The following is a 19,559-nucleotide window of genomic DNA, read 5'->3' on the forward strand; positions in this document are numbered from 1 at the left end:
CGCATGGATTTGCACTTTCATCACGTGGGAATGGCGTGTCGAAAGATTGCGGCGGAACTGCCCGAACTCGCGGTCGTTGGCTACAGTCCTGAAGGCCCCATGTTTGAGGACCCCATCCAGCAGGTTCGGATTCAGTTTGTGTCGGGCGGCGGTCCGCGCCTGGAGCTTATTGAGCCGACCGGCGCACAATCGCCGGTGGCGGGTATCTTGAAGCGCGGCAGCAAATTCTATCATCTTGCTTACGAGGCGGCTCGCTTCGACGACGCGATCGCTTGCTTTAGGGCGCAGCAATATCTTCCTGTATCGTCACCCGCGCCGGCGGTCGCGTTCGACATGCGCCGCATAGTGTTTCTTGCCTCCGCGACGCTCACGCTCGTTGAGCTCATCGAGGCGAGGGCCTAGCGCGAGTTGGCGATTGATCCGGATGCCAGGTAACGATTTGCGCGAGCCCGTCAGACGACACAGCTCCGCTGCGCCGAACCCATTCAGCAGCGCGCAGGCCGCCGGCCTGCAGTCTCACGACCGGCTCGGGGCCGAGGTCGGACAGCAGAATGCCCATGTGCCCCAGTTCCGGAGGCGTTGTTGGCCAAACACCCAACCCGTTTGCTGACAATGCGGTTCGATCCATGTCGCCCCAAAACTGCACGACAATGGCGCCAGGGGGCGCGCACGCAACGAGGTGAGCTGCTTCAGCCGAGCCGATGCGAGGCTCAGCCGCCGGTCGCAGCGCAACGATGATTGCGTCCCATTGGTCATGATACAAGGTCCGGACGTCCTCGAAGACGACCACGCTCGCTCCGGAGCTCACGAGACCGGAGCGAAGCGAGCCAATGAAGTCGTTGTCGCACAGCAGGGCAATGCGATTCTTGTAAGCGGATAAGCCGCTATCGTGCAGTTGCTTCACGCACAGCGGACCGAGGAACGAGAAGATATCGACTGACGGGTGACGTTCGTTCACGCCGACGATTGGAATTCCGCGCCGCAAGCATGCGTCCATGTCGAGGTCCTCGGAGCGAAATTCCCAGGCCTCGAACATCAAGGCGATGACGGCCTCCCTCGGTAGCTCATCAATAAGCGAAGCGGTAAGAGGCCGAAGATGGCCGCTGTTGGTTACGATATCCGTCTGATGGATGATATCGAGGGTGATCTGCTCCAGGATCTCGATGCGATGGGCCACGCCGACGGAATCTGCGAGCTTGAGGGTCTGGTCCCTGGCTTCAGCTGAGGTGCCGTGCTGCGTAGTTTTCGTAAAGGCATAGACGTGCCTGGCTCCGGCCATCGCTGCGAGAACGGCCGTCACGGCATACGCCCCGGTCGCAGCCTCGGTGAGAACCGTCAGTTCCGAAAGGTCTAAGAGAGTTTCGGTGAGGGCGCGGCTCATCAGGGCGCCCAAACGTGGCAATGAGAAGCCTGGTCGGAAGGTGGCGTCGAGGCGAGACCGCAATTGGCCGAATGCTGCACCGGACTCGGCCCCGATCATGAATCGCCTCTCGTTTTCGCCAGTTGGGAAAGCGGCCGTTTGGGCGCATGTGCGGCGACTGCTCTAGCCCCGTTCTGTGCCGAAGCGGCGGCTAAAGAGCGATATCGCATCATTTAATGCAGTTGAAATTACAATAGTTACAAACGCGCCCTGTGCATATAATGCGTTCGGTATAAGCTGCCTCTGGATCTCGCTTTGCGCGGGACTTCACCGATGTCGTGACGGATGCTGGCATGCAATAGCACTCGAGGTGTCGTTTGCGGGGGATTTAAAGTTCGAGATTAACATATTTAACTTGCGGCGCATCCAAATCCGCTTATTTTCTGTCCTCGACCATTGCAGGGAAAGCGCCGATGAATCCACTCGACTCCAATAGTGAAGACCGTCGTGAGTTCTTGAGGAGCTGCGGAAAGTTTGCCGCCGTGACTCCTCCCGTGATGACGCTGCTGCTTTCGACCTCTCTGACCTCAACCGCCATCGCTAGTTCTGGCGGAAAACTTGTGCAGGGCAACAATGGCAAGGGCAACCGTGGTGGCGACGGCAGTCCTAACGGGAAAGAAGATAGCACTCGCTAGAGTGGCGCCCGCGGCCAAGTCCTGAAGGCTGCCGCGTTGACCGCCCGAGGTTCAGCCGGCCCTGCGGCGCCGTTGTGCGGACGAACGGTCGATCAGGAGATCGTTCAGCTTCTTGCCGGCGCGAAGCTGCGCCTTCAGCCATCGAGGCTGCTTACCACGGCCGGACCAGGTTTCGGACGGGTTCTTAGGGTTCTGATACTTCGGTAGCACGGGAGGGTAGGGGCGACGTGCACGCCCCTCGTTCTGCCCCCCGGCCTTCCCCTCAATCCTGCGAAGCCGCTCTTCAAGCTTGGCTTTTTCCGCGGTCATCCTTCGACTGAGAACAGCCGTGACCTCATCATAGAGCTGCCACAGCTCTGCTGTGGTCATGGATCCCCAGTCCTCATTCCCCATGGAAGCCGTCCCCACTACCTCCGAACCAAATCAGGAGGGGGATTATCAGGTCAAACCGGGGTCCGGCAAGCACGATCCACTCGCGCAGCTTCGTGAGTTGTGCAACGCGGTAATGGAGTTACCGGCTGAGGCTGTACCTCCGAACGAGCGGTCGCTTCCCCCGCCCCCGGGCTCGTCGTTTCGGCGCAAGCAATCGGTGCTCGGCCTTCAACACGCGGTTACGCAAGTTCTGCAATTCAGTGAATTGAACGATGAGAGCCTGATGAGTTTGACGCAAAACTGCTGAAGAATACATGTGACCACCTACTCATTGCCAACGATGCCCTCCATGACCGCTCATTGAAGTTGCTGAATTACGAAGATGCAGCTCCAATTTGGGTGACCGGTTTTCATCGCTGCTACACTGGCTGCGCGGCGCAGCCGTTTTTACCCAGCTCGGCCTTGGTGAATAGTATTACTTTTCCTCCTTTCAGAAGCGCGGCTTGTTGAACGGTCTCGCGTTCGTCGAAATTTCGTCGAATGTTAGATTTGAATCGTGAATGACCCAATATATCGTTGGTAATAACAGTGCCACCCTAGTTAATTGAATGTTGACCATCATAACACAGCAGTCTATCCCCGCGCCGATGACATTCTTTGGGAGAATTTGCTGATTGAATCTATCAGACGTTGTCGTAAGAACGCCGGTTTGGTCGAGCTTGCGGCCTCGAATCTTGACCGCATTCTTACGGTGCTGCGCATACTTGCCCATCAAGTTACGGTGGCGCGGTCGCCGAATGTTGGGCTGTCATGGTTTTGAGGCAGTGTGACGTTGTGGCCGAGCGGACTGGTCATCCTCGCGTTTCGAAGAAATTGTTGGATTAAACGGCTGCACGGGGGGTTTTTAGCGATAGGCAGGGGAAGCATGCACCGCACCAGAATTGTCATCGCGGACCGACATCCGATCGTTTTGCAAGGGATCAGGAGCGTTCTTGCAGCGCAGCGCGATTTTGCGATCGTTGCGTCCTGCAGCGATGGTGCAAGCTGCAACGAGGCAATCCGACTTCTTGTGCCGGACGTCGCGCTTGTCGATGCTGCACTGCCCGATGTAAGCCGGCAGCAGATCCTCGCTCCTGCGAACGCTTCAGGCCCAGCTCCCGCGGTGGTCTTCTTCGCCGGTGTCGCGGCCGATTGTGAGTTGCAAAGGCTAGCCTTGAGCGGCGCCTGCATCGTCCTCTCCAAGGATTCGGATGCCGAGATGCTGGTCTCAACCCTGCGGAAGGCCGCCCAGGGCCAAGCAGCGGCATCGCCGGGCCCCTGGCAAACCAATGACGAGCCCCGTCCCGATGAGAAGCCCCTCACACAACTGACGGACCGGGAGCGGCAAATCATGCGGCTCGTGTCGGAGGGTCTATCGAACAAGGAGATTGGACGTCGGTTGAACCTTGCCGACGGCACGATCAAGGTCCACCTTCATCATATCTTCCAAAAGCTGGACATCAGCAATCGCACGGTTCTCGCGGCATTGGCGATTTCGCGAAACGAGCTGAATGCCCCGTCACGTGAGCTGGATTCCCCTGATCTGTTGCGTCAGGATCCGGCGGGCGTGAAATGACCGGGGCGTCTGGCTTCTTCCCGAGCGTGCGCGGGGGGTTATCGTGGCGCCAGATGCCCAGCCATGTCGCTGCAGGCCCCTTCGGCCTCTTCTAACGTTTGGAAAGGGCGAACCGCCGATCTTGATTGCGGCTTGGTTTCTGTGGAGCGGACGCCAACTCGCCAAATAGCCGGTGCGTCCATGAAAGCCGGGGCCTCTCGGGCTTTCGAAGCTGATCACGAACGAGAAGCCCTCGCTGGTCGCGCTCCAGATCTCCATGTCGCGGACAGACCGGTGGAATTGCAGTGGCATCGTCATCATCCGTTGCATCCGTTGCAATCGAGCCCTGCGCTCGACGTCCGTTAAAACGTAAATTAATCATATTAAATGGCGAGCGCAACTCCGAAGCTGCGCCCGAAAGGCCAGGAAGTACAGGAACGAGTACGGAAATTGCCACGATCAATTGACAGCGCACGTCAAGCAACGCCACTCGGATAAAGAAAATTATCGGTTGAAAATACATTTAATGTATAATACCATAAATTGATATTTTAAACCGAGGAGAGCGTATTGTGACCCGGGACGGCAACGAAGATGACGACCGGCGGGCGTTCTTGAAAACCTGCGGAAGATTTGCGGCCGTCACACCCCCAGTGATGACTCTGCTTCTATCCACTTCCCTGACCTCAAGAGCCATTGCAAGCTCGGGGGGGCTGCATCGAGTGACGCAGAAGGACGGGAGGCAATCGTCGTTCTTCGATAACGACCGGTCGTCCGTATCGGGACCGGGGAGCTCCAGCGGCGGGTCAACAGGGGGCGGGGGAGCCCCTGGCGGGGGCTCTGCTAAATCATCTCGCGCCGGAGGAGGGGCAGCCGGTGGCGGATCCGGCGGTAGCGGCGGGTCTGGTGGTGGCGGAGGCAATGCGAAAGGGCCTTTCGCAACTGGCGGCGGCTCTGGAATTCCAAACGCACAAGGTGGGCTCGATTGCGCAGAAGAAGATGAGGAAAAGCGCAAGGCCGAGTGTCCGGGAGCCAACACCAGGATTTCGAGTGCAGCCGAATCCAGCCGATAGCAGTCTTCTCAGCCCATGCGTGAGCCTGCGGCGCCGTACGGTTTAGCAGGGCTGGACCTTTCTTAAACGTTCGGCCGAGTCGTCCCTTGTTGCACCGCAGCAGCGCGATTTGCGGTGCAAATACTGCCAAATGTTCATGCGATTGTGGTGAACTGCATACTTTTTCTGACCTTATCAGTAGGCGACTTTCCTCAAGACCTCGATCAGGAGCGTGTCATGAATATCCGCGTTCGAGCGGAGAGACCTGCGGCGCTGCTTCGAGAGCGTCTCGAGGCGCTGGTCGCAGAGCTTGCGGAACTTGAAAAGCTCAGAGAGCGGGTAGGTCGAGAGGAGAATCTTCAGCGCAAGCTGCGCAAGGCGGGCGGCGCCAATAACCCAGCTCGGACCGCGGGTGAGCCTTCCGGCTTTGCACAGGCAAAGCTCATGGCCATACCGCTTATTCGCAAGAAGTCGGGCTGTTGTGACGAGCGTCCCAAGGCGAATGGATGACAGGAATTTTCGTCATTGTTCGCTTCGGCCGGGAGCCGGCCGCAAAGTCGAAAAAATGCCACGCAGGATCGGACGTTTGCAGCGACTGAGCTTCGCGCGGTTTGCCGGATGGCGCGGGCACATGCGGGTGGTTCGCGAAAACGAACTGGTTCTAAGAGCCTGTCCCGGCTATTCGACTGCCAGGCGAGCGGGAGGCGCTCCGCGCTGGAGGCCTATGAACGAGCCCGACCGTGCTCTGCGAGACGATCCGATCGATTCTGCGGCTCATGACCTTGTAGCATTCGCATGCCATGGCTTCGAGCCGCGGCCGATCGATTTCAAGCTGGCCACGTCGATTGGATCTTAGCGCTCTCGATGTCCGCATTGTGCTCACGACATGTGTGACGGTGGTGCGGCGGACGCCCAGCAATTCCGACAACGTTTCCTGGGTCAGCGGGAGGAGATCGCTGCCATTTGCCCGATCGTGAATGTGAAGCAGCCAGCGCGCCAAGCGGGATTCGACGGAATGTAATGCGTTGCAGGCAGCCACGTGCTGGAGTTGCGTCAGCAACGATCTCGTGAACACTTGCACCATCGCTGCGACGGCGGGGCTGCAATGTTGCGCTGTCAGGAATTGCGCGGGCGAGATCTGCAGCGCGGTCCCGGCGATGCGAGCAATGGCCGTCACGGGCGAGTGGGAGGCGCCAAGCGCTGATGTCAGACCCACAGCCCCTTCATGGCCCACTATCGTCGTGGCGACCGTCTGCCCGTTCGGCAGTTCCATGATAGTGGCTATCGCGCCGCTCAGGGGGAAGAGAAGATGTTCGATCCGATCGCCTGATCGGACGAGCACCGTATCGCGCTCGATCCCGATCTTCCGCAGATGAGGTGCAAGCAAAGCAAAATCCGCCGGCGGCAACGCTGCTAACAACCGATTACCAACCCTAGTCGCGTGGTCCATCATGGGATCAACCCCCCGACGGATGTTCGGCGCGAGAACTCATGCCGGCTCGTCGAGCTGCTGTCCGGCGTGCAGCTCAACAGCAGTCAACTGGCAACCACAGATATGGTTCCTGCGATGAAAGCCAGCACGCGCTGGTCTGCCATTCAACGGACGGCCTGCGCCCGCGACTCCAGCTTGCGCTTATACGGACCTGTCGCGGACCTGCAGTTGATGTCGCCGACTCGCCGACGGCAGCCTGCGCTGCGGCTGAACGGCATCCCAGCCAACGATCATTCTCCGAACAGCTGATCGGCCTTGAGAGTGAAGCGCGCAGGCGCGCATCGCGAGCGCGCTCTGAAAGTCTCGTCTCGGGGACGGCCAATTTCCAAGATGGTGTTCTGGGCGCCGGGACCAAAAGCGTTGGAATGACGGCCGTGAGCCGTTCGTGTGCCCCACTCGAAGCCCACCCAACGGCTTGGCGTCGCCGTACTATTCGGCAAAAGGCTAGGACTTACGGCAAATGGGCACATTTGCCGTCAAATTTGCGATTTTAGATATGGTTAAATCTGATTAAATCTCTTTCTTTATTCTATTCGTTGTATTTTAATGACCTCACTCGGCCTCGGCTATATGCCGAAGGACATAGACGGCCGGGTCGAGGCAGAGTCCATGTTAGACACGTCTGCGAAAGAGCGGGTACTCAAGCCCGTCCGGCTTGTGATCGTAGATCGACAGCCGATCGTTCTACGGGGGCTTGAGTCGGTACTCGGGGCACAGCCGGACTTCGACGTCATCGCGTCGTGCAGCGACGGGACAAGCTGCATCCAAGCGATGCGGAATTTGACACCCGACGTTGCACTTCTTGCTGACACCCTGCCAGATCTGACGGCATCCGAGATCCTCGCCATTGCGAAAGCTGATCGGCTGCCCACGCGCCTGGTGTTCTTTACAGATTCCGACACGGACCACGATCTAACCTTAGCCATCGCTGCTGGCGCGTGTGATGCAATCGCGAAGTATGTCGCACCGGACGCTGTGCTCCGATCGCTGCGACTGATGACGAAGCGTAGCTTTTTGGAGCAGTCCGATCTCTCGCCAACCGTCGAGAAAACCGACAGCAGCAAAATCGAGAACCTACTGGAGCTATTGACGCCGCGCGAACGTCAAGTTGTACGACTTGTTTCAGAAGGAATGTCGAACAAGGAGATCGCGCACCAGCTAAACGTTTCCGATGGAACCGTTAAAGTACACCTGCACAACATATTTCAGAAGCTTGAAATAACCAACAGGACGGTGCTCGCCACCCTCGCATTGCTGCAACGCCCGTCCGGGTTCGGAATGTTCTCGCTTGCACTCCTGGCGGTCGCCATTGCGGACGAACTCAAGGCGTCGGAGGCAAACGACATGCTTCCGCATGACGACAGCACCGGCCCCGCGGTGGAGTATGCCGAATATGAGCTCTGGAAGCGAGCTATCCTCCGTCACGCCATCGTCGCGGATTCCGACGAAAAGCCGTCGCTCACTCAGAGAGGCGTTTTTGTCGGGGCGAGCCAAATCTCGACCGCGGCATCGGCAATGGAAGCGCCTCGCACCGCTGAGCAATCCGCAGGCTCGAAATCGTGGAAGGACTACAGTTCTGTTGGATCAAGCACGCCCGGTTTGGCCACACCTTCCCTGCGAGGAGTGAACGACGCGAAGATTGGAGGTGACTCCACCGCGGAACATCTATTCTCGCGGCTGACATCCAATCCGACGTTGATTCACGGAGGGTATGGTACTTTCGCCACTCTCACCGGTGCGTTGATCTACACACTCAGCGATCCCCATTTGGCATCGCTGTCGCATGACCCGGCCAAAGCGCCGCTCGACAGCTTCGTGGACGTTACCGGATACAATGCGGCCACCAAACTGGCTGCGATCACCAATGCCGACGATCATCATGTAGACGATTCAGTCCCGGGTTTCGTTGCGCAGGCTTCTCGCCTGCCTTCGGCGTTTGTGGTCGCTGAAAACGAAAGCGCCGCCGGAGAAGGCACTCGGGGCCACTCGAGTGATGGTATCGTAGGGGAGACTCTCCAAAAACTTGCCGGCCTCGTGCACTTCAGTCACGATGCCGGCAGTAGCGGATATAGCCACGATCAGCTGATGGGCGGCAACGTCGCTGAAAACGTTGTTCATCGCGACCCGACCGATTCCAGTTCTACCTCTTCCGACTCTGTCTTCAACTTCGCGTCTGGGCCGAGCAGGATCAATCTTGCGGCTTTCGGAGCCCTTGCAAGGCTTCATATGACAGCAGCAAGCAAGTCCATACCGCCACACACCGTCGCTTGGATCTTCAACTCCACAACCAATGAAACGATCGTCTATGTGAATGCGACCGATCGTGTTCTGGAGATCGGAGACCGCGACCTGTTGGAAATCCATCTGCAGGGGATTGTATCCATCGCAGAATCGGATGTCGTCGGCCAGCCGACAGCCGCGGCGGCCGCTCTCACCTTGGAGCAGCTCGAAGAAGCGCTGACATCCGTAATTGCAATCGAAGCTATTCTGAGTACCGACAGTGCCCATGCAAGTATCGGGACGAGAGAGAGCACATTCGGGACCGCTGGAGTTTGGGACAGTCTGGCTGATGCCGGCTTGAGGACTGAATTCGCGCCGGCCCGCACAACGGAAGAGAGCGTCGATGGGACCGAGGGGTCGGCTCGCATATCACCGATCGTGCTTGCTCATGCTGCAGCGGTAACGGAAGTTGAAAGTCTTACATTGAAGAGTCAGCGGAACGATGCAGGCACCGGCCCCAGCATCGCAGCGGCCGGTAGCGCGGGCGGCAGTAACTCACAGCATGTTCTGGAGCCATGGCCTGCAAAGGAAACAGGTGCGGAGCAGACGGACGGTGGCTTCATACCTGGGAGTGATGTCGGTGATGAGAACGAGCATCAATCCCCGGCTTCGGACCCTTCGGGAAAGTCAGAAACAGGCAGCGCGGAACATGGCAAGCCGGTGCATTCAACCTCTAAAAGCGCACCGGAAGCAGCCGATTTTGGTGAATCGAGCCTCGCGACAGCGCACAGGGACGACCGCGAAGGGACGCGGCACGCTCCCGAGCAAATGTCTGCAATGGCCGCCGCCAGAGATGCGGCCGACGTGAAGTCCATACCGGGCAATCGCGCCGGCAAGGACAACGCGCATGATTCACCGGCTTCGGACCGTTCGTCAGGGTCAGCGAAAACGGTCGAACCGGGCGGCCTCGACGACAGCAACTCGCACGCGTCGGAGCGAGGGTCGGCAAAGGCGGCCACGGAGACGGCCGAAGCGAAGTCCATGCCGGGCAATCGCGCCGGCAAGGACAACGCGCATGATCCACTGGCTTCGGACGATTCGTCGGGGTTAGCGAAAACGGTCGAACCGGGCGGCCTGGGCGACAGCAACTCGCACGCGTCGGAGCGAGGGTCGGCAAAGGCGACCACGGAGACGGCCGAAGCGAAGTCCATGCCGGGCAATCGCGCCGGCAAGAACAACGAGCATGATTCACTGGCATCGGACGATTGGTCAGGGCCAGCAAAAACGGCCGAACCAGGCGGCCTGGACGACAGCAACTCGCACGCGTCGGAGCGAGGGTCGGCAAAGGCGGCCACGGAGACGGCCGAAGCGAAGTCCGTACCGGGCAATCGCGCCGGCAAGGACAACGCGCATGATTCACTGGCATCGGACGATTGGTCAGGGCCAGCAAAAACGGCCGAACCAGGCGGCCTGGACCACAGCAACTCGCACGCGTCGGAGCGAGGGTCGGCAAAGGCGGCCACGGAGACGGCCGAAGCGAAGTTCGTACCGGACAATCGCGCCGACAAGCACAACGCGCATGATCCACTGGCTTCGGACGATTGGTCAGGGCCAGCAAAAACGGCCGAACCAGGCGGCCTGGACCACAGCAACTCGCACGCGTCGGAGCGAGGGTCGGCAAAGGCGGCCACGGAGACGGCCGAAGCGAAGTTCGTACCGGACAATCGCGCCGACAAGCACAACGCGCATGATCCACTGGCTTCGGACGATTGGTCAGGGCCAGCAAAAACGGCCGAACCAGGCGGCCTGGACCACAGCAACTCGCACGCGTCGGAGCGAGGGTCGGCAAAGGCGGCCACGGAGACGGCCGAAGCGAAGTTCGTACCGGACAATCGCGCCGACAAGCACAACGCGCATGATCCACTGGCTTCGGACGATTCGTCGGGGTTAGCGAAAACGGCCGAACCAGGCGGCCTGGGCCACAGCAACTCGCACGCGTCGGAGCGAGGGGCGGCAATGGCGGCCACCGAGACGGCCGAAGCTAAGGCCATACCGGGCAACGGCGTCGGCAATGACAATGAGCATCATTCCTGGACTCCGGCCGATGCGCCTGGGCCAGCGAAAATGGCAGAGCCCAGCGGCATGGAGCACAGCAACAAATGGTGGCACTCGACCTCTGCTCACGGGCCGAAGGCTGACGAAAGTGTTGCAACGGCCGGTCGCGCGGATCGCGGTAGTACGCAAAACGTCGCGGAGCCGGAGCATGTAAAGGCGACAACCACCGAGTTGGCTGAAACTGTCATGTCCGAGATGAGTGTCGGCGATGGCGGCAATCATCGTGCATCGAACGCAAGCGCGTCGGCAGCAGTGGCCACGGCAAAATTGGCTGACCTGCAGCACAGTAATTCAGGATACAATTCACATTCGTCACACTCGACCTCCGCAAAGGCATCAGCAGCAGCCGAGATTGCCGAATCGAGCGCCACAAAAGGCGATAGTGCAGGGAACGGAAACTCGCAGCACGCTGCGCAACCTGCTGGAATCGCATCGGAGGCCGCACAGCCGGCTAAAGCTGCGTTCGAGGCCGGCGGCGCCGATCGAGAGCGGGTGTTCCGCTTCGACAGCGACGCAACTCCTTTCACTCCCATCGTCACGATTGAACCTAGAGAGGTCCACATTCCGCTCGATCCACGCGCCAAGCCCGGTCAGGCGGCCAACCTCGATATCCTCGTCAAAATCCTGCCCAACGGACTGGATGATCCCGCGGCCAACCATGGCAATAACGGTCCCCATCACGCCCCTGTAGCTGCGCATCATGACCTGCTGATTTGAAATGTTGCATTGTCTCGCGAGCAGGACGCAGGGCCGATGTTGAACAGCTTGCTCCGTATACTGGTCGGTTGATATGCGGCCTGGATCCTTGAGTGGCCGGCCGTGGGACCAAACCGTGCCGTGGGACAGCGCGATCTCTCGAAAAGCGCCACCCGACAAGACGCGCCTTGGGTGGCCTTCCTGAAAGATATTCTTAGACTTGAAATGCCCCTTATGCATTGATAGTCCTCGATAACTCATTGAAATCACAGAAAATGCGACCGCCCTCCGAGCGCACCACCTTCATTTTGTAGCTTTTCTGGGCGGGGTTCGCGCTGCACGCCGCGATTCGGAACCAAAGCCCTCGCGCCGCATTCGCAACTGGTCGCCGAATGCGCTTGAAGGTGGAGGACGATGAGGGACGCTATGGCCGATGTTGCCGAGATCCGCGGCGCCGTTCACTTGTGCATCGACATGCAGAACATTTTCGCCCCCGATGGCCTTTGGGCGACGCCCTGGATGGAGCGGGTGCTGCCGACGATCGTCTCGGTCGTTGCGCGCCATGCGGAGAGAACGATCTTCACACGCTTCATCACCCCGCAGAATCCCGAGGATCGCCCGGGGCAGTGGCAGAGTTATTTCCGCCGCTGGCGCCAGGCGACGCGCAGGCATCTGCCGTCATCGGCTCTGGAGCTCGTGCCGGCCTTGGCACGTTTCGTTCCGCCGGCGGCAATGATCGACAAGCCGGCCTATTCCGCGTTCAGCAATCCCGGTCTTGCGAGTCTGCTGGTCGAGAAGAACGTCGGCACCGTCGTGATATCGGGCGCGGAGACGGACGTCTGCGTGCTCTCGACGGTCCTGAGCGCCGTCGATCTCGGCTTCAGGATCGTCATCATCGAGGACGCGCTGTGCAGCTCGTCCGACGTCGGCCACGATGCGCTCATGACGATGTACCGCACCCGCTTCCACGGCCAGGTCGACCTGGTGACAGCAGAAGAGCTGGCCGAGGTCTGGCGGGAGTAGGCTCCCGACGTCATTGAGCCGCGCAAGGTCCTCGCGTCCCACGAGGCGGATCAAGCAACCGCGACGTCTGCCGCCACCGGTCTCGCATGCGGCGGCCGAGCATCGTCCGCGCCGGACCGCATGCTCAGGTAGGTTGGGTCGAAGCCGGCGAGCCGGACCAGCCCCGGCCAGTCCGCGATGGTCAAGGTCTTGCCCTGCCATTGCAGCAGATGGCAGCGGCGCAGCTCCTGGATGGTGCGGTTGGCATGGACCGGGGAGATGCTGCAGGCTGCGGCGAGGTCGGACTGGGTGAAGGGCGAGGACAACCTGAAATCCCGGGCAAGCCCGACGGTTTGCAGCCGCACCGTGATCTCGCAGAGCAGATGCGCCACGCGCGTCAACGCGTCCCGGCTGCCGAGATTGACCGTCCAGTTGCGCTGAATGGCGTGATCGGCAAGCAGCATCAACAGCAGGGCGTGCGACATCGCCGGAGAACGCGCCGCGAGCTCGCGAAAGAAGCGGTGCGGTACGAGCGCGACGATTGCGGAGCCGAGCGCGGTCAGATTGCCCTCGATGCGTGGGCGATACAGGCTTTGCAGGTTGGCGATGTCGCCGGGCACGCAGATCGCGGTGATCTGGCCATCTGCGCTTTCGTCATTCTGCCAGGACAGATATCCCTGGAGCACCAGGCAGCATTGCGTTGCCTCATCGCCGTGCCGCAGGATGGTCTGATGCCCGCCGAAATGCGCGATGCTGCTCGGCATGTCCGCCAGCAGATCGAGATGTTCCGGGGTCAGTTCGACGAGGCTCGTCAGGCGGTCGGCCAGCCTCGAGAAAGCAAATCCTGCCTGCATTTGATCTCCGACGGCCCCCATCGGCTCCAAGTGTGGCCTATAACGACGGCGGAAAGCATTAACGTTTGATAGGTTCGTCTGGAGTATCGGCGAGGCAGCAGGCCGCTTGCCGATACAAGATCCTCACGTTCAATTGACGTTGTCGCCGAGCATGTTGCGGACGCCTGTGGTCACGGCGGCGAGGCCGCGCGTGCCGTGCATCAGCGCGATCTCGCCCTGCTGCTCGTGGCGGATGGCGTGCGCCATGATGCGCAGCCGAGGGTCGCCGCGGCTGTGCCACATCTGGTCGGCCATCCTGACCGCACCGCGGTGATGCCGACTCATCGCCTCGACGAACAGCATGTCGAACTGGTCCGGTGGCGCGGTCTTGACCTGGCGCATCTCGGCCGGCGTCAGGAAGCCCGGCATCGCCGCCCGCTCCTCGGTGCTGCAATCGGGCATCTCCGTGTCGAACCAGCTCAGCCACCAATTCTCGAAGATCCGGTTCTCTCCGGTCTGGCTCGCGACCATCAGCATTGCGAGCTTGCGCAGATGCGGATCCTGCGCGCGCTCGGCAGCCGTCCGCGCCAGCTCGATGCCCTGGGCATGATGCGTTGTCATGTGCCGGATGTAGGCCTGGTCTTGATCCCTGTCGCGGCCCATCCACGGCAGCTCGTAGCCATGACCGCCGAACAATGCGACCGCCCCAAGTAGCGCAATCACGGCCAACGCGCCGGTCGTCCACATGTTGGTGAAGCGCACGTCGCGCGCCGGCGCAAGCCCGCGTCGCCAGCGCAGGCGCGCGAACAGGGGATACATCACGGCCGAGGAGCCGTGGACCAGCAGCCCGATCCAGTAGGGTTGTTGCAGCGTGAACAGCGGTTGCCAGAATGGAAACAGCGGCACCAGCACGAACCATTCCATGCCCGAGGAGAACACGGCCCAAGGCAGCGCCAGCAGCAGGATCGTCATCGGCCGCAAGTCGGCCGTCCAGCGTCCGAGCACGCCGAAGAAAACCAACGCCCAGGAAAAATCGGCCCATTGGTGAAAGGCGATCCCGGCCAGGATCGCGCTCCAGGATGGCTCGGAGCTGATCGCCCAGTCGCGCGCAGGAATTGCGGCGACGGTCATCCAGTCGACTGCCGCATCGCGGCCGATGCGGGCAGCGAAGAGCTGGCTGACGATGGTCGAAAAAGTGCTGCTGATCAGGCCGAGTGCGGCCGCGGCAATCCAGCGCGAACGCCGCCGCTCGCCAGTGGTGCGCCGCGCCTCACTCGTGAGTGCTGGTCGCGGCTCCGCGTTCACGTCAGCTGCTTGAGCTTCTTCAGCGGATTGAGTTCGCTCGGCTTGTCCTGTTCGTCGCGCCCGCGCTCGGCCTGCGCCTTGCCGTCATCGTGCAGATCCTGGTCGCCGATGATCTCGCCGACGGCCTGCTTGGTCTTGCCGGCGATCCGCTGCTGCAGACCTTTGGTCTTGCCCATGAGCTGCCTCCGATATGTCCTGCCGTGGCTCACGCCGCTACCCCGGCGCCTGAAGGGGCGTGGGCGCCGGGGCTGCGGTCTTGCAAATTGCTTCCGGCGGCGGGGGGAGACGCCGGAAGCGTTGTTCAGACTCTTCGCGACGCGGATGGTTCCTCCTGACGTCACCGAGGCTCGAGCGCGATGATCACGCCTTCGTTGCCCCGGAGCAGGATGGACGCATCCGGCACCGGCTCGGGAGGCCGATCCAAATGCGTCGACATCAAAAGACGGCCGCGACCTTGCCAATGGAATTTCCGCGGTTCGGCCGCGAGATTGAGCGCGACCAGGATTTCGTTACGGCCATCCTTCCGCTTGTACGCCAGGACATCGTTCTGCGACCGCAACGGTTCGTAGCCGCCCCGTTGCAGGCCGGCATGCTCGCGCCGCAGCGTCATCAGCGCACGAAACAGAGCGAGGATCGAGCGTTCGCCGCGCTGCTGTGCGGCGACATTGGCCGCACCATCGGGCGGCTCGAGCGGCAGCCATGGGTGGCCCGCCGTGAAGCCGCCGTCGGGGCTGTCATCCCACCGCATCGGTGCGCGTTCGGGATCGCGGCACAGGCCGTAGCCGGGCACGAGCTTCTCGAAGGGATCGCGGACGCGGCCAGGCGGGATCGGCACACGCTTGCGGCCGATCTCGTCGCCCATGAAGAAGAACGGCGTTCCCCGCAGCGTCATCAGCAGCATCGCCAGCACGCGCATCTGCGCCTCGCCGATCTTGCTCGCGATCCGTTGCTTATCATGGCCGCCGATGACCCAAACTGGCCAGCCATCGTCGGGGATGGCGTTGAAATAGGCGTCGATCGTGGCCTGCAGCGAGAGGGCGTCCCATTTGGAATCGAGCAGGGCGAAGTTGAGCGGCAGATGCAGGCGCGGCCGGTCATTGCCGTAGAAGTGGCCGATGCGATCGGTCTTACCCTGGACCTCGCCGCACAACATCCTTCCAGGATAGGCGTCGATCACCTCACGGATGAACTCGATGCAATCCATCGTCTCGGGCCGGTCATCGGTGAACACGGGTGTGTGCCGCTGCGGCGGCGGCTTGCCCTCTGCGTTGGGGTTCGACGGATTGTCGCGCAAGAGCCGGTCCTTGATCAGGACCGCACTGGCGTCGACGCGAAAGCCGTCGACCCCGCGGTCGAGCCAGAACCGCATGGAATCGGCGACCGCGGCGCGCACTTGCGGGTTGCGCCAGTTGAGGTCGGGCTGCTCCACCAGAAAGGAATGATAGTAATATTGCCGGCGCGCCTCGCACCATTCCCAGCCGCTGCCGCCGAACCGGCTCAGCCAGTTGTTGGGCGGCCCGCCGTTCTCGGCCGGATCAGCCCAGACGTACCAATCGGCTTTCGCGCTGTTGCGCGAGCTTGCGCTCTCGACGAACCATGCATGATCGTTCGCGGTGTGATTGGGGACGAGGTCGAGGATAAGCCGGATGCCCGCAGCGTGCAGCGCTTCGAGCACGCGATCGAACTCCTCGAGGCTGCCGAAGGCGGGATCGATCGAACAATAGTCGGAGATGTCGTAACCGAGGTCGCGGAAGGGGCTTTTGTAGATCGGCGTCAGCCACACCGCGTCGACGCCGAGCCATTTCAAATAGTCGATGCGTGACATCAATCCGGCAAGGTCGCCCTTGCCGTCGCCGTTCGAGTCCTGAAATGAGATCAGCGCGATCTCGTAGATGACGGCGGATTCCCACCACACAGCTTCGTCACGGGACTCGACGCTCATCACCTTGCTTCACCTCGTTTGTCTCGGCATGTGTCTTGGCATGGGCCGCGATCTGCCTTGCCGCAGTCCGGGCGCTCTCGATGCCCTTGGGAAAGCCGCTGCGGTTCGGATAGAGCTTGCGCCGCGCATCGCGCGGCGGACGGCGCGGCTTGGTGTCCTGGGCCGCACGGTAGTCGAGCACGGCGATGCCGCCGACCATCAGCAGCGCCAGCGCGATATTGCCCTTCTTGGGATTGTCCGACGTCAGTCCGGACAGCAGCGCGGCGGCATCGAGGCCGTCGCCGCCGACGCGGGCCCACAGGCCGGCGTTCTTGTCGACGGAGAGTGACATGATCCCGGCGAGGATCTCGCGCACGCCGAAGGCGCGGACCAGCGTCTCATGGCCTTCCATACCCAGCGTGCGCGTGACGCGCCTCGGCGCGAACAACTCGACGACGCCGAGGCCGATGCTGAACCAGCCGAGTGCGCGCGCGAGCTGGTCCGCCGGCTGCTTCAGGCTCGGTCCGCCCTCGACGATCTTGGGGTCGCCCTTGGTGCGGACGATGTTGGAGAAGTGAAACATAGCTGGCTCCTTCAGGGCTTCAGCACGACCTTGACGCAGGAATCGCGCTTGTCGCGAAACACCTGGTACATCTCCGGCCCCTGGGCGAGCGGGACGGTATGGGTGATGACGAAGGACGGATCGATCTCGCCCTCTTCGATGCGGCGGAGCAGGTCGTCGGTCCAGCGGTTGACGTGGGTCTGGCCGGTCCGCATCGTCAGGCCCTTGTTCATGAAGGCGCCCATCGGGAGCATGTCGGACAGGCCGCTGTACACGCCTGCGACCGAGATGATGCCGCCGGGACGGCAGACATAGATCATCTCGCGCAGCACGTGGGGCCGGTCGCTCTCGGCCATCACCATCTGCTTGGCGCGGTCGAGCAGGGTGTCAGGCAGCGATGGCATCACATGCGATTCCATGCCGACGCAATCGATGCATTTTTCCGGACCCTTGCCGTCGGTCAGCTCCTGGAGCCGCTCCACCACGCTCTCGGTCTCGAAGTTGATCGTGGTGGCGCCGCCGGCCTCGGCCATGCTGAGCCGCTCCGGCAGGCAATCGATCGCGATCACCTGGTTGGCGCCGAGCAGGATGGCGCTGCGGATCGCCATCTGCCCGACCGGGCCGCAGCCCCAGATCGCGACAGTGTCGGTCGGCTCGATGTCGCATTGCACGGCCGCCTGCCAGCCGGTCGGGAAGATGTCGCTGAGGAACAGCAATTGCTCGTCGGGAATGCCCGGAGGCACCTTGATGTGCGTGGCATCGGCAAAGGGCACGCGGAGATATTCGGCCTGGCCGCCCGGATAGCCGCCGGTCAGATGCGTGTAGCCAAACAGGCCGGCGGTGGTGTGTCCGAACACCTTGTCGGCCAGGTGGCGCTTGCGGTTGGTGGTCTCGCACACCGAGAAATTGCCGCGCTTGCACTGGTCGCATTCACCGCAAATGATCGTGAAGGGCACCACGATCCGGTCGCCCTTCTTCAGCTTGCCGTCGACGCCGGAGCCGACCTCGACCACTTCGCCCATGGTCTCGTGGCCCATGATGTCGCCGGGCAGCATGCCCGGAATGAAATTGTGGAAGAGATGGAGGTCGGAACCGCAGATGGCGCAGCTCGTGACCTTGATGATGGCGTCGCGCGGGTCCTGGATCTCGGGGTCGGTGACCGTGTCGCAGCGAATATCTTCCTTGCCGTGCCAAACCAGCGCCTTCATCTTCCGTCCTCTCGGCTGAACCAGTTGGCACTTAAGTCCAGGAATGAACGATGGTTGCTAATCGACGTGCATTTCTTCGCAAGCGCACCCGATAGGAACGAGATGGCGGCGGCGCGATTGGGCGTCATCATCCTCCTCTCAAGGACCTATGCCATGCCCGCCAATCAACTCGCCGTCGTCACAGGCGCCTCCACCGGCATCGGCCTGGAACTCGCAAGGTGCTGCGCGCAGGCCGGGTTCAACCTCGTCATCGCGGCGGACGAGCCGCAGATCGAGCGGGTGGCCGTCGATCTGCGCCGGCATGGCGGCAGCGTGGAGCCGGTCGAGACCGATCTCGCCACCACCGAGGGCGTCGACAAGCTCTGCGACGCCATCAGTGACCGGCCGGTGGATGCGCTGCTGGCCAATGCCGGAATCGGCCTCGGCAAGGCGTTCCTGGACCAGGACTTTGCCAGAGTGAAACACCTCATCGACACCAACATCACCGGCACGCTGTATCTGATCCACCGCGTCGGCAACGAGATGCTCCGCCGCAAGGCCGGCCGCATCCTGATCACCGGCTCGATCGCCGGCTTCATGCCCGGCAGTTTCCAGGCCGCCTACAACGCCAGCAAGGCGTTCCTCGATTCATTCTCGTTTGCGCTGCGCGAGGAATTGCGCGACAGCGGCGTCACGGTGACATGCCTGATGCCGGGTGCGACCGACACCGAGTTCTTCCGCCGCGCCGACATGATGGACACCAAGGTCGGCACCGAGAAGAAGGATGGCGCCTACGACGTCGCCAAGGCCGGCTTCGACGCCATGCTGCGCGGGGAGGCCGACATCGTCACCGGGCTGAAGAACAAGATCCAGACCACGGTCGCCAATGTCACGCCGAACGAGATGCTGGCCAAGCGGCATCGCAAGTTGGCCGAGCCGGGTACGGCAAGGTCGTGAGCTGAAGTTCGCCGCAAGCCCCGCGACCAACAGCCGCCCAACGAAATGCTGGACAAGGCGCGGCGGCTGATTCACATAGCCTAATGCGCTGGGTTCGCCGCCAGGCCAGACTGCATTCGTCAGGACGGGGCTGTAATGGCGATGGACCGCGTTGAAATAGCCTTTGTGGCGACCGCTATTACAGGTTTCCTGGTGA

16 protein-coding genes and 1 pseudogene are annotated in these 19,559 nt (G+C 61.5%); 8 read left to right on the plus strand and 9 right to left on the minus strand.

Annotation, left to right across the window (positions count from 1 at the left end):
• Nucleotides 1-3: 3 nt before the first annotated feature.
• Nucleotides 4-402, plus strand: coding sequence for a VOC family protein (locus ABIA40_RS08510; RefSeq protein ID WP_404540542.1), 399 nt, complete (start codon nt 4-6; stop codon nt 400-402).
• On the opposite strand, the gene ABIA40_RS08515 is transcribed toward ABIA40_RS08510, so the two are convergent.
• Nucleotides 383-1,480 carry a hypothetical protein gene (locus ABIA40_RS08515; protein ID WP_404540545.1) on the minus strand — a complete coding sequence of 366 codons (1,098 nt, stop codon included), beginning with the start codon at nt 1,478-1,480 and terminating at the stop codon, nt 383-385. The two genes, ABIA40_RS08510 and ABIA40_RS08515, sit on opposite strands and share 20 nt — an antisense overlap.
• A 353-nt stretch (nt 1,481-1,833) precedes the next feature.
• Here ABIA40_RS08515 and ABIA40_RS08520 point away from each other — a divergent pair, with 353 nt between their 5' ends.
• Nucleotides 1,834-2,055 (plus strand): hypothetical protein, encoded by a 222-nt coding sequence (locus tag ABIA40_RS08520; protein WP_271540841.1) that lies wholly within the window; start codon nt 1,834-1,836, stop codon nt 2,053-2,055.
• Nucleotides 2,056-2,106: 51 nt separating this feature from the next.
• Here ABIA40_RS08520 and ABIA40_RS08525 read toward each other — a convergent pair whose 3' ends face one another.
• Nucleotides 2,107-2,424 (minus strand): H-NS family nucleoid-associated regulatory protein, encoded by a 318-nt coding sequence (locus tag ABIA40_RS08525; protein ID WP_404540547.1) that lies wholly within the window; start codon nt 2,422-2,424, stop codon nt 2,107-2,109.
• 928 nt (nt 2,425-3,352) lie between these two features.
• Between ABIA40_RS08525 and ABIA40_RS08530 the strand changes: the two genes are divergently transcribed.
• From ABIA40_RS08530 to ABIA40_RS08540, 3 genes and pseudogenes are all read left to right on the plus strand, one after another.
• Nucleotides 3,353-4,042, plus strand: coding sequence for a response regulator transcription factor (locus ABIA40_RS08530; protein ID WP_271540845.1), 690 nt, complete (start codon nt 3,353-3,355; stop codon nt 4,040-4,042).
• 635 nt (nt 4,043-4,677) lie between these two features.
• Nucleotides 4,678-4,938: pseudogene (locus ABIA40_RS08535) on the plus strand (hypothetical protein); the annotation flags it as partial.
• 372 nt (nt 4,939-5,310) lie between these two features.
• Nucleotides 5,311-5,583, plus strand: a complete 273-nt coding sequence (locus ABIA40_RS08540) for a hypothetical protein (RefSeq protein WP_404540550.1) — start codon at nt 5,311-5,313, stop codon at nt 5,581-5,583.
• Nucleotides 5,584-5,734: 151 nt separating this feature from the next.
• Here the strand turns inward: ABIA40_RS08540 and ABIA40_RS08545 are convergent, their stop codons facing one another.
• Complete coding sequence (locus ABIA40_RS08545; RefSeq protein WP_404540553.1) at nt 5,735-6,526, minus strand: Crp/Fnr family transcriptional regulator; 792 nt, start codon at nt 6,524-6,526, stop codon at nt 5,735-5,737.
• A 585-nt stretch (nt 6,527-7,111) separates the two neighbouring features.
• Here ABIA40_RS08545 and ABIA40_RS08550 point away from each other — a divergent pair.
• Nucleotides 7,112-11,617, plus strand: a complete 4,506-nt coding sequence (locus ABIA40_RS08550; RefSeq protein ID WP_404540556.1) for a LuxR C-terminal-related transcriptional regulator — start codon at nt 7,112-7,114, stop codon at nt 11,615-11,617.
• Between the two features lie 393 nt (nt 11,618-12,010).
• Entirely contained in the window at nt 12,011-12,619 is a 609-nt protein-coding gene (locus ABIA40_RS08555) for a cysteine hydrolase family protein (protein ID WP_157286682.1), read from the plus strand.
• 50 nt (nt 12,620-12,669) lie between these two features.
• Here ABIA40_RS08555 and ABIA40_RS08560 read toward each other — a convergent pair whose 3' ends face one another.
• The 6 genes from ABIA40_RS08560 to ABIA40_RS08585 form a co-directional block, all read right to left on the minus strand.
• Nucleotides 12,670-13,452 (minus strand): Crp/Fnr family transcriptional regulator, encoded by a 783-nt coding sequence (locus tag ABIA40_RS08560; protein ID WP_271540053.1) that lies wholly within the window; start codon nt 13,450-13,452, stop codon nt 12,670-12,672.
• Nucleotides 13,453-13,581: 129 nt separating this feature from the next.
• Nucleotides 13,582-14,736 carry a DUF305 domain-containing protein gene (locus ABIA40_RS08565; protein ID WP_271540055.1) on the minus strand — a complete coding sequence of 385 codons (1,155 nt, stop codon included), beginning with the start codon at nt 14,734-14,736 and terminating at the stop codon, nt 13,582-13,584.
• The gene (locus ABIA40_RS08570; RefSeq protein WP_027575113.1) at nt 14,733-14,912 is read right to left on the minus strand and encodes a hypothetical protein; all 180 of its coding nucleotides are present in this window, start codon (nt 14,910-14,912) and stop codon (nt 14,733-14,735) included. The genes ABIA40_RS08565 and ABIA40_RS08570 overlap by 4 nt, the downstream gene beginning before the upstream one ends.
• Before the next feature lie 161 nt (nt 14,913-15,073).
• On the minus strand, nt 15,074-16,678 hold the full coding sequence (locus tag ABIA40_RS08575; RefSeq protein ID WP_271540058.1) for an alpha-amylase family glycosyl hydrolase: 1,605 nt from the start codon (nt 16,676-16,678) through the stop codon (nt 15,074-15,076).
• Nucleotides 16,659-17,240 carry a hypothetical protein gene (locus ABIA40_RS08580; RefSeq protein ID WP_128265364.1) on the minus strand — a complete coding sequence of 194 codons (582 nt, stop codon included), beginning with the start codon at nt 17,238-17,240 and terminating at the stop codon, nt 16,659-16,661. Before ABIA40_RS08580 ends, ABIA40_RS08575 begins: the two co-directional genes overlap by 20 nt.
• Nucleotides 17,241-17,251: 11 nt before the next feature.
• Nucleotides 17,252-18,427 carry a zinc-dependent alcohol dehydrogenase gene (locus tag ABIA40_RS08585; protein ID WP_404540562.1) on the minus strand — a complete coding sequence of 392 codons (1,176 nt, stop codon included), beginning with the start codon at nt 18,425-18,427 and terminating at the stop codon, nt 17,252-17,254.
• 153 nt (nt 18,428-18,580) lie between these two features.
• Between ABIA40_RS08585 and ABIA40_RS08590 the strand changes: the two genes are divergently transcribed.
• Entirely contained in the window at nt 18,581-19,363 is a 783-nt protein-coding gene (locus ABIA40_RS08590) for an SDR family NAD(P)-dependent oxidoreductase (RefSeq protein WP_404540565.1), read from the plus strand.
• The last annotated feature ends 196 nt before the right edge of the window (nt 19,364-19,559 follow it).

The organism is Bradyrhizobium sp. USDA 223 (assembly GCF_044909005.1).
GTDB classification, from domain to species: Bacteria; Pseudomonadota; Alphaproteobacteria; order Rhizobiales; family Xanthobacteraceae; genus Bradyrhizobium; species Bradyrhizobium yuanmingense.

Bases quoted from the DNA above. Each gene is read 5' to 3' on its own strand.
- ABIA40_RS08510 (WP_404540542.1), top strand. From the start codon at position 4: ATGGATTTGCACTTTCATCACGTGGGAATGGCGTGTCGAAAGATTGCG.
- ABIA40_RS08515 (WP_404540545.1), bottom strand. From the start codon at position 1,480: ATGATCGGGGCCGAGTCCGGTGCAGCATTCGGCCAATTGCGGTCTCGC.
- ABIA40_RS08520 (WP_271540841.1), top strand. From the start codon at position 1,834: ATGAATCCACTCGACTCCAATAGTGAAGACCGTCGTGAGTTCTTGAGG.
- ABIA40_RS08525 (WP_404540547.1), bottom strand. From the start codon at position 2,424: ATGACCACAGCAGAGCTGTGGCAGCTCTATGATGAGGTCACGGCTGTT.
- ABIA40_RS08530 (WP_271540845.1), top strand. From the start codon at position 3,353: ATGCACCGCACCAGAATTGTCATCGCGGACCGACATCCGATCGTTTTG.
- ABIA40_RS08540 (WP_404540550.1), top strand. From the start codon at position 5,311: ATGAATATCCGCGTTCGAGCGGAGAGACCTGCGGCGCTGCTTCGAGAG.
- ABIA40_RS08545 (WP_404540553.1), bottom strand. From the start codon at position 6,526: ATGATGGACCACGCGACTAGGGTTGGTAATCGGTTGTTAGCAGCGTTG.
- ABIA40_RS08550 (WP_404540556.1), top strand. From the start codon at position 7,112: ATGACCTCACTCGGCCTCGGCTATATGCCGAAGGACATAGACGGCCGG.
- ABIA40_RS08555 (WP_157286682.1), top strand. From the start codon at position 12,011: ATGAGGGACGCTATGGCCGATGTTGCCGAGATCCGCGGCGCCGTTCAC.
- ABIA40_RS08560 (WP_271540053.1), bottom strand. From the start codon at position 13,452: ATGCAGGCAGGATTTGCTTTCTCGAGGCTGGCCGACCGCCTGACGAGC.
- ABIA40_RS08570 (WP_027575113.1), bottom strand. From the start codon at position 14,912: ATGGGCAAGACCAAAGGTCTGCAGCAGCGGATCGCCGGCAAGACCAAG.
- ABIA40_RS08575 (WP_271540058.1), bottom strand. From the start codon at position 16,678: ATGAGCGTCGAGTCCCGTGACGAAGCTGTGTGGTGGGAATCCGCCGTC.
- ABIA40_RS08580 (WP_128265364.1), bottom strand. From the start codon at position 17,240: ATGTTTCACTTCTCCAACATCGTCCGCACCAAGGGCGACCCCAAGATC.
- ABIA40_RS08585 (WP_404540562.1), bottom strand. From the start codon at position 18,427: ATGAAGGCGCTGGTTTGGCACGGCAAGGAAGATATTCGCTGCGACACG.
- ABIA40_RS08590 (WP_404540565.1), top strand. From the start codon at position 18,581: ATGCCCGCCAATCAACTCGCCGTCGTCACAGGCGCCTCCACCGGCATC.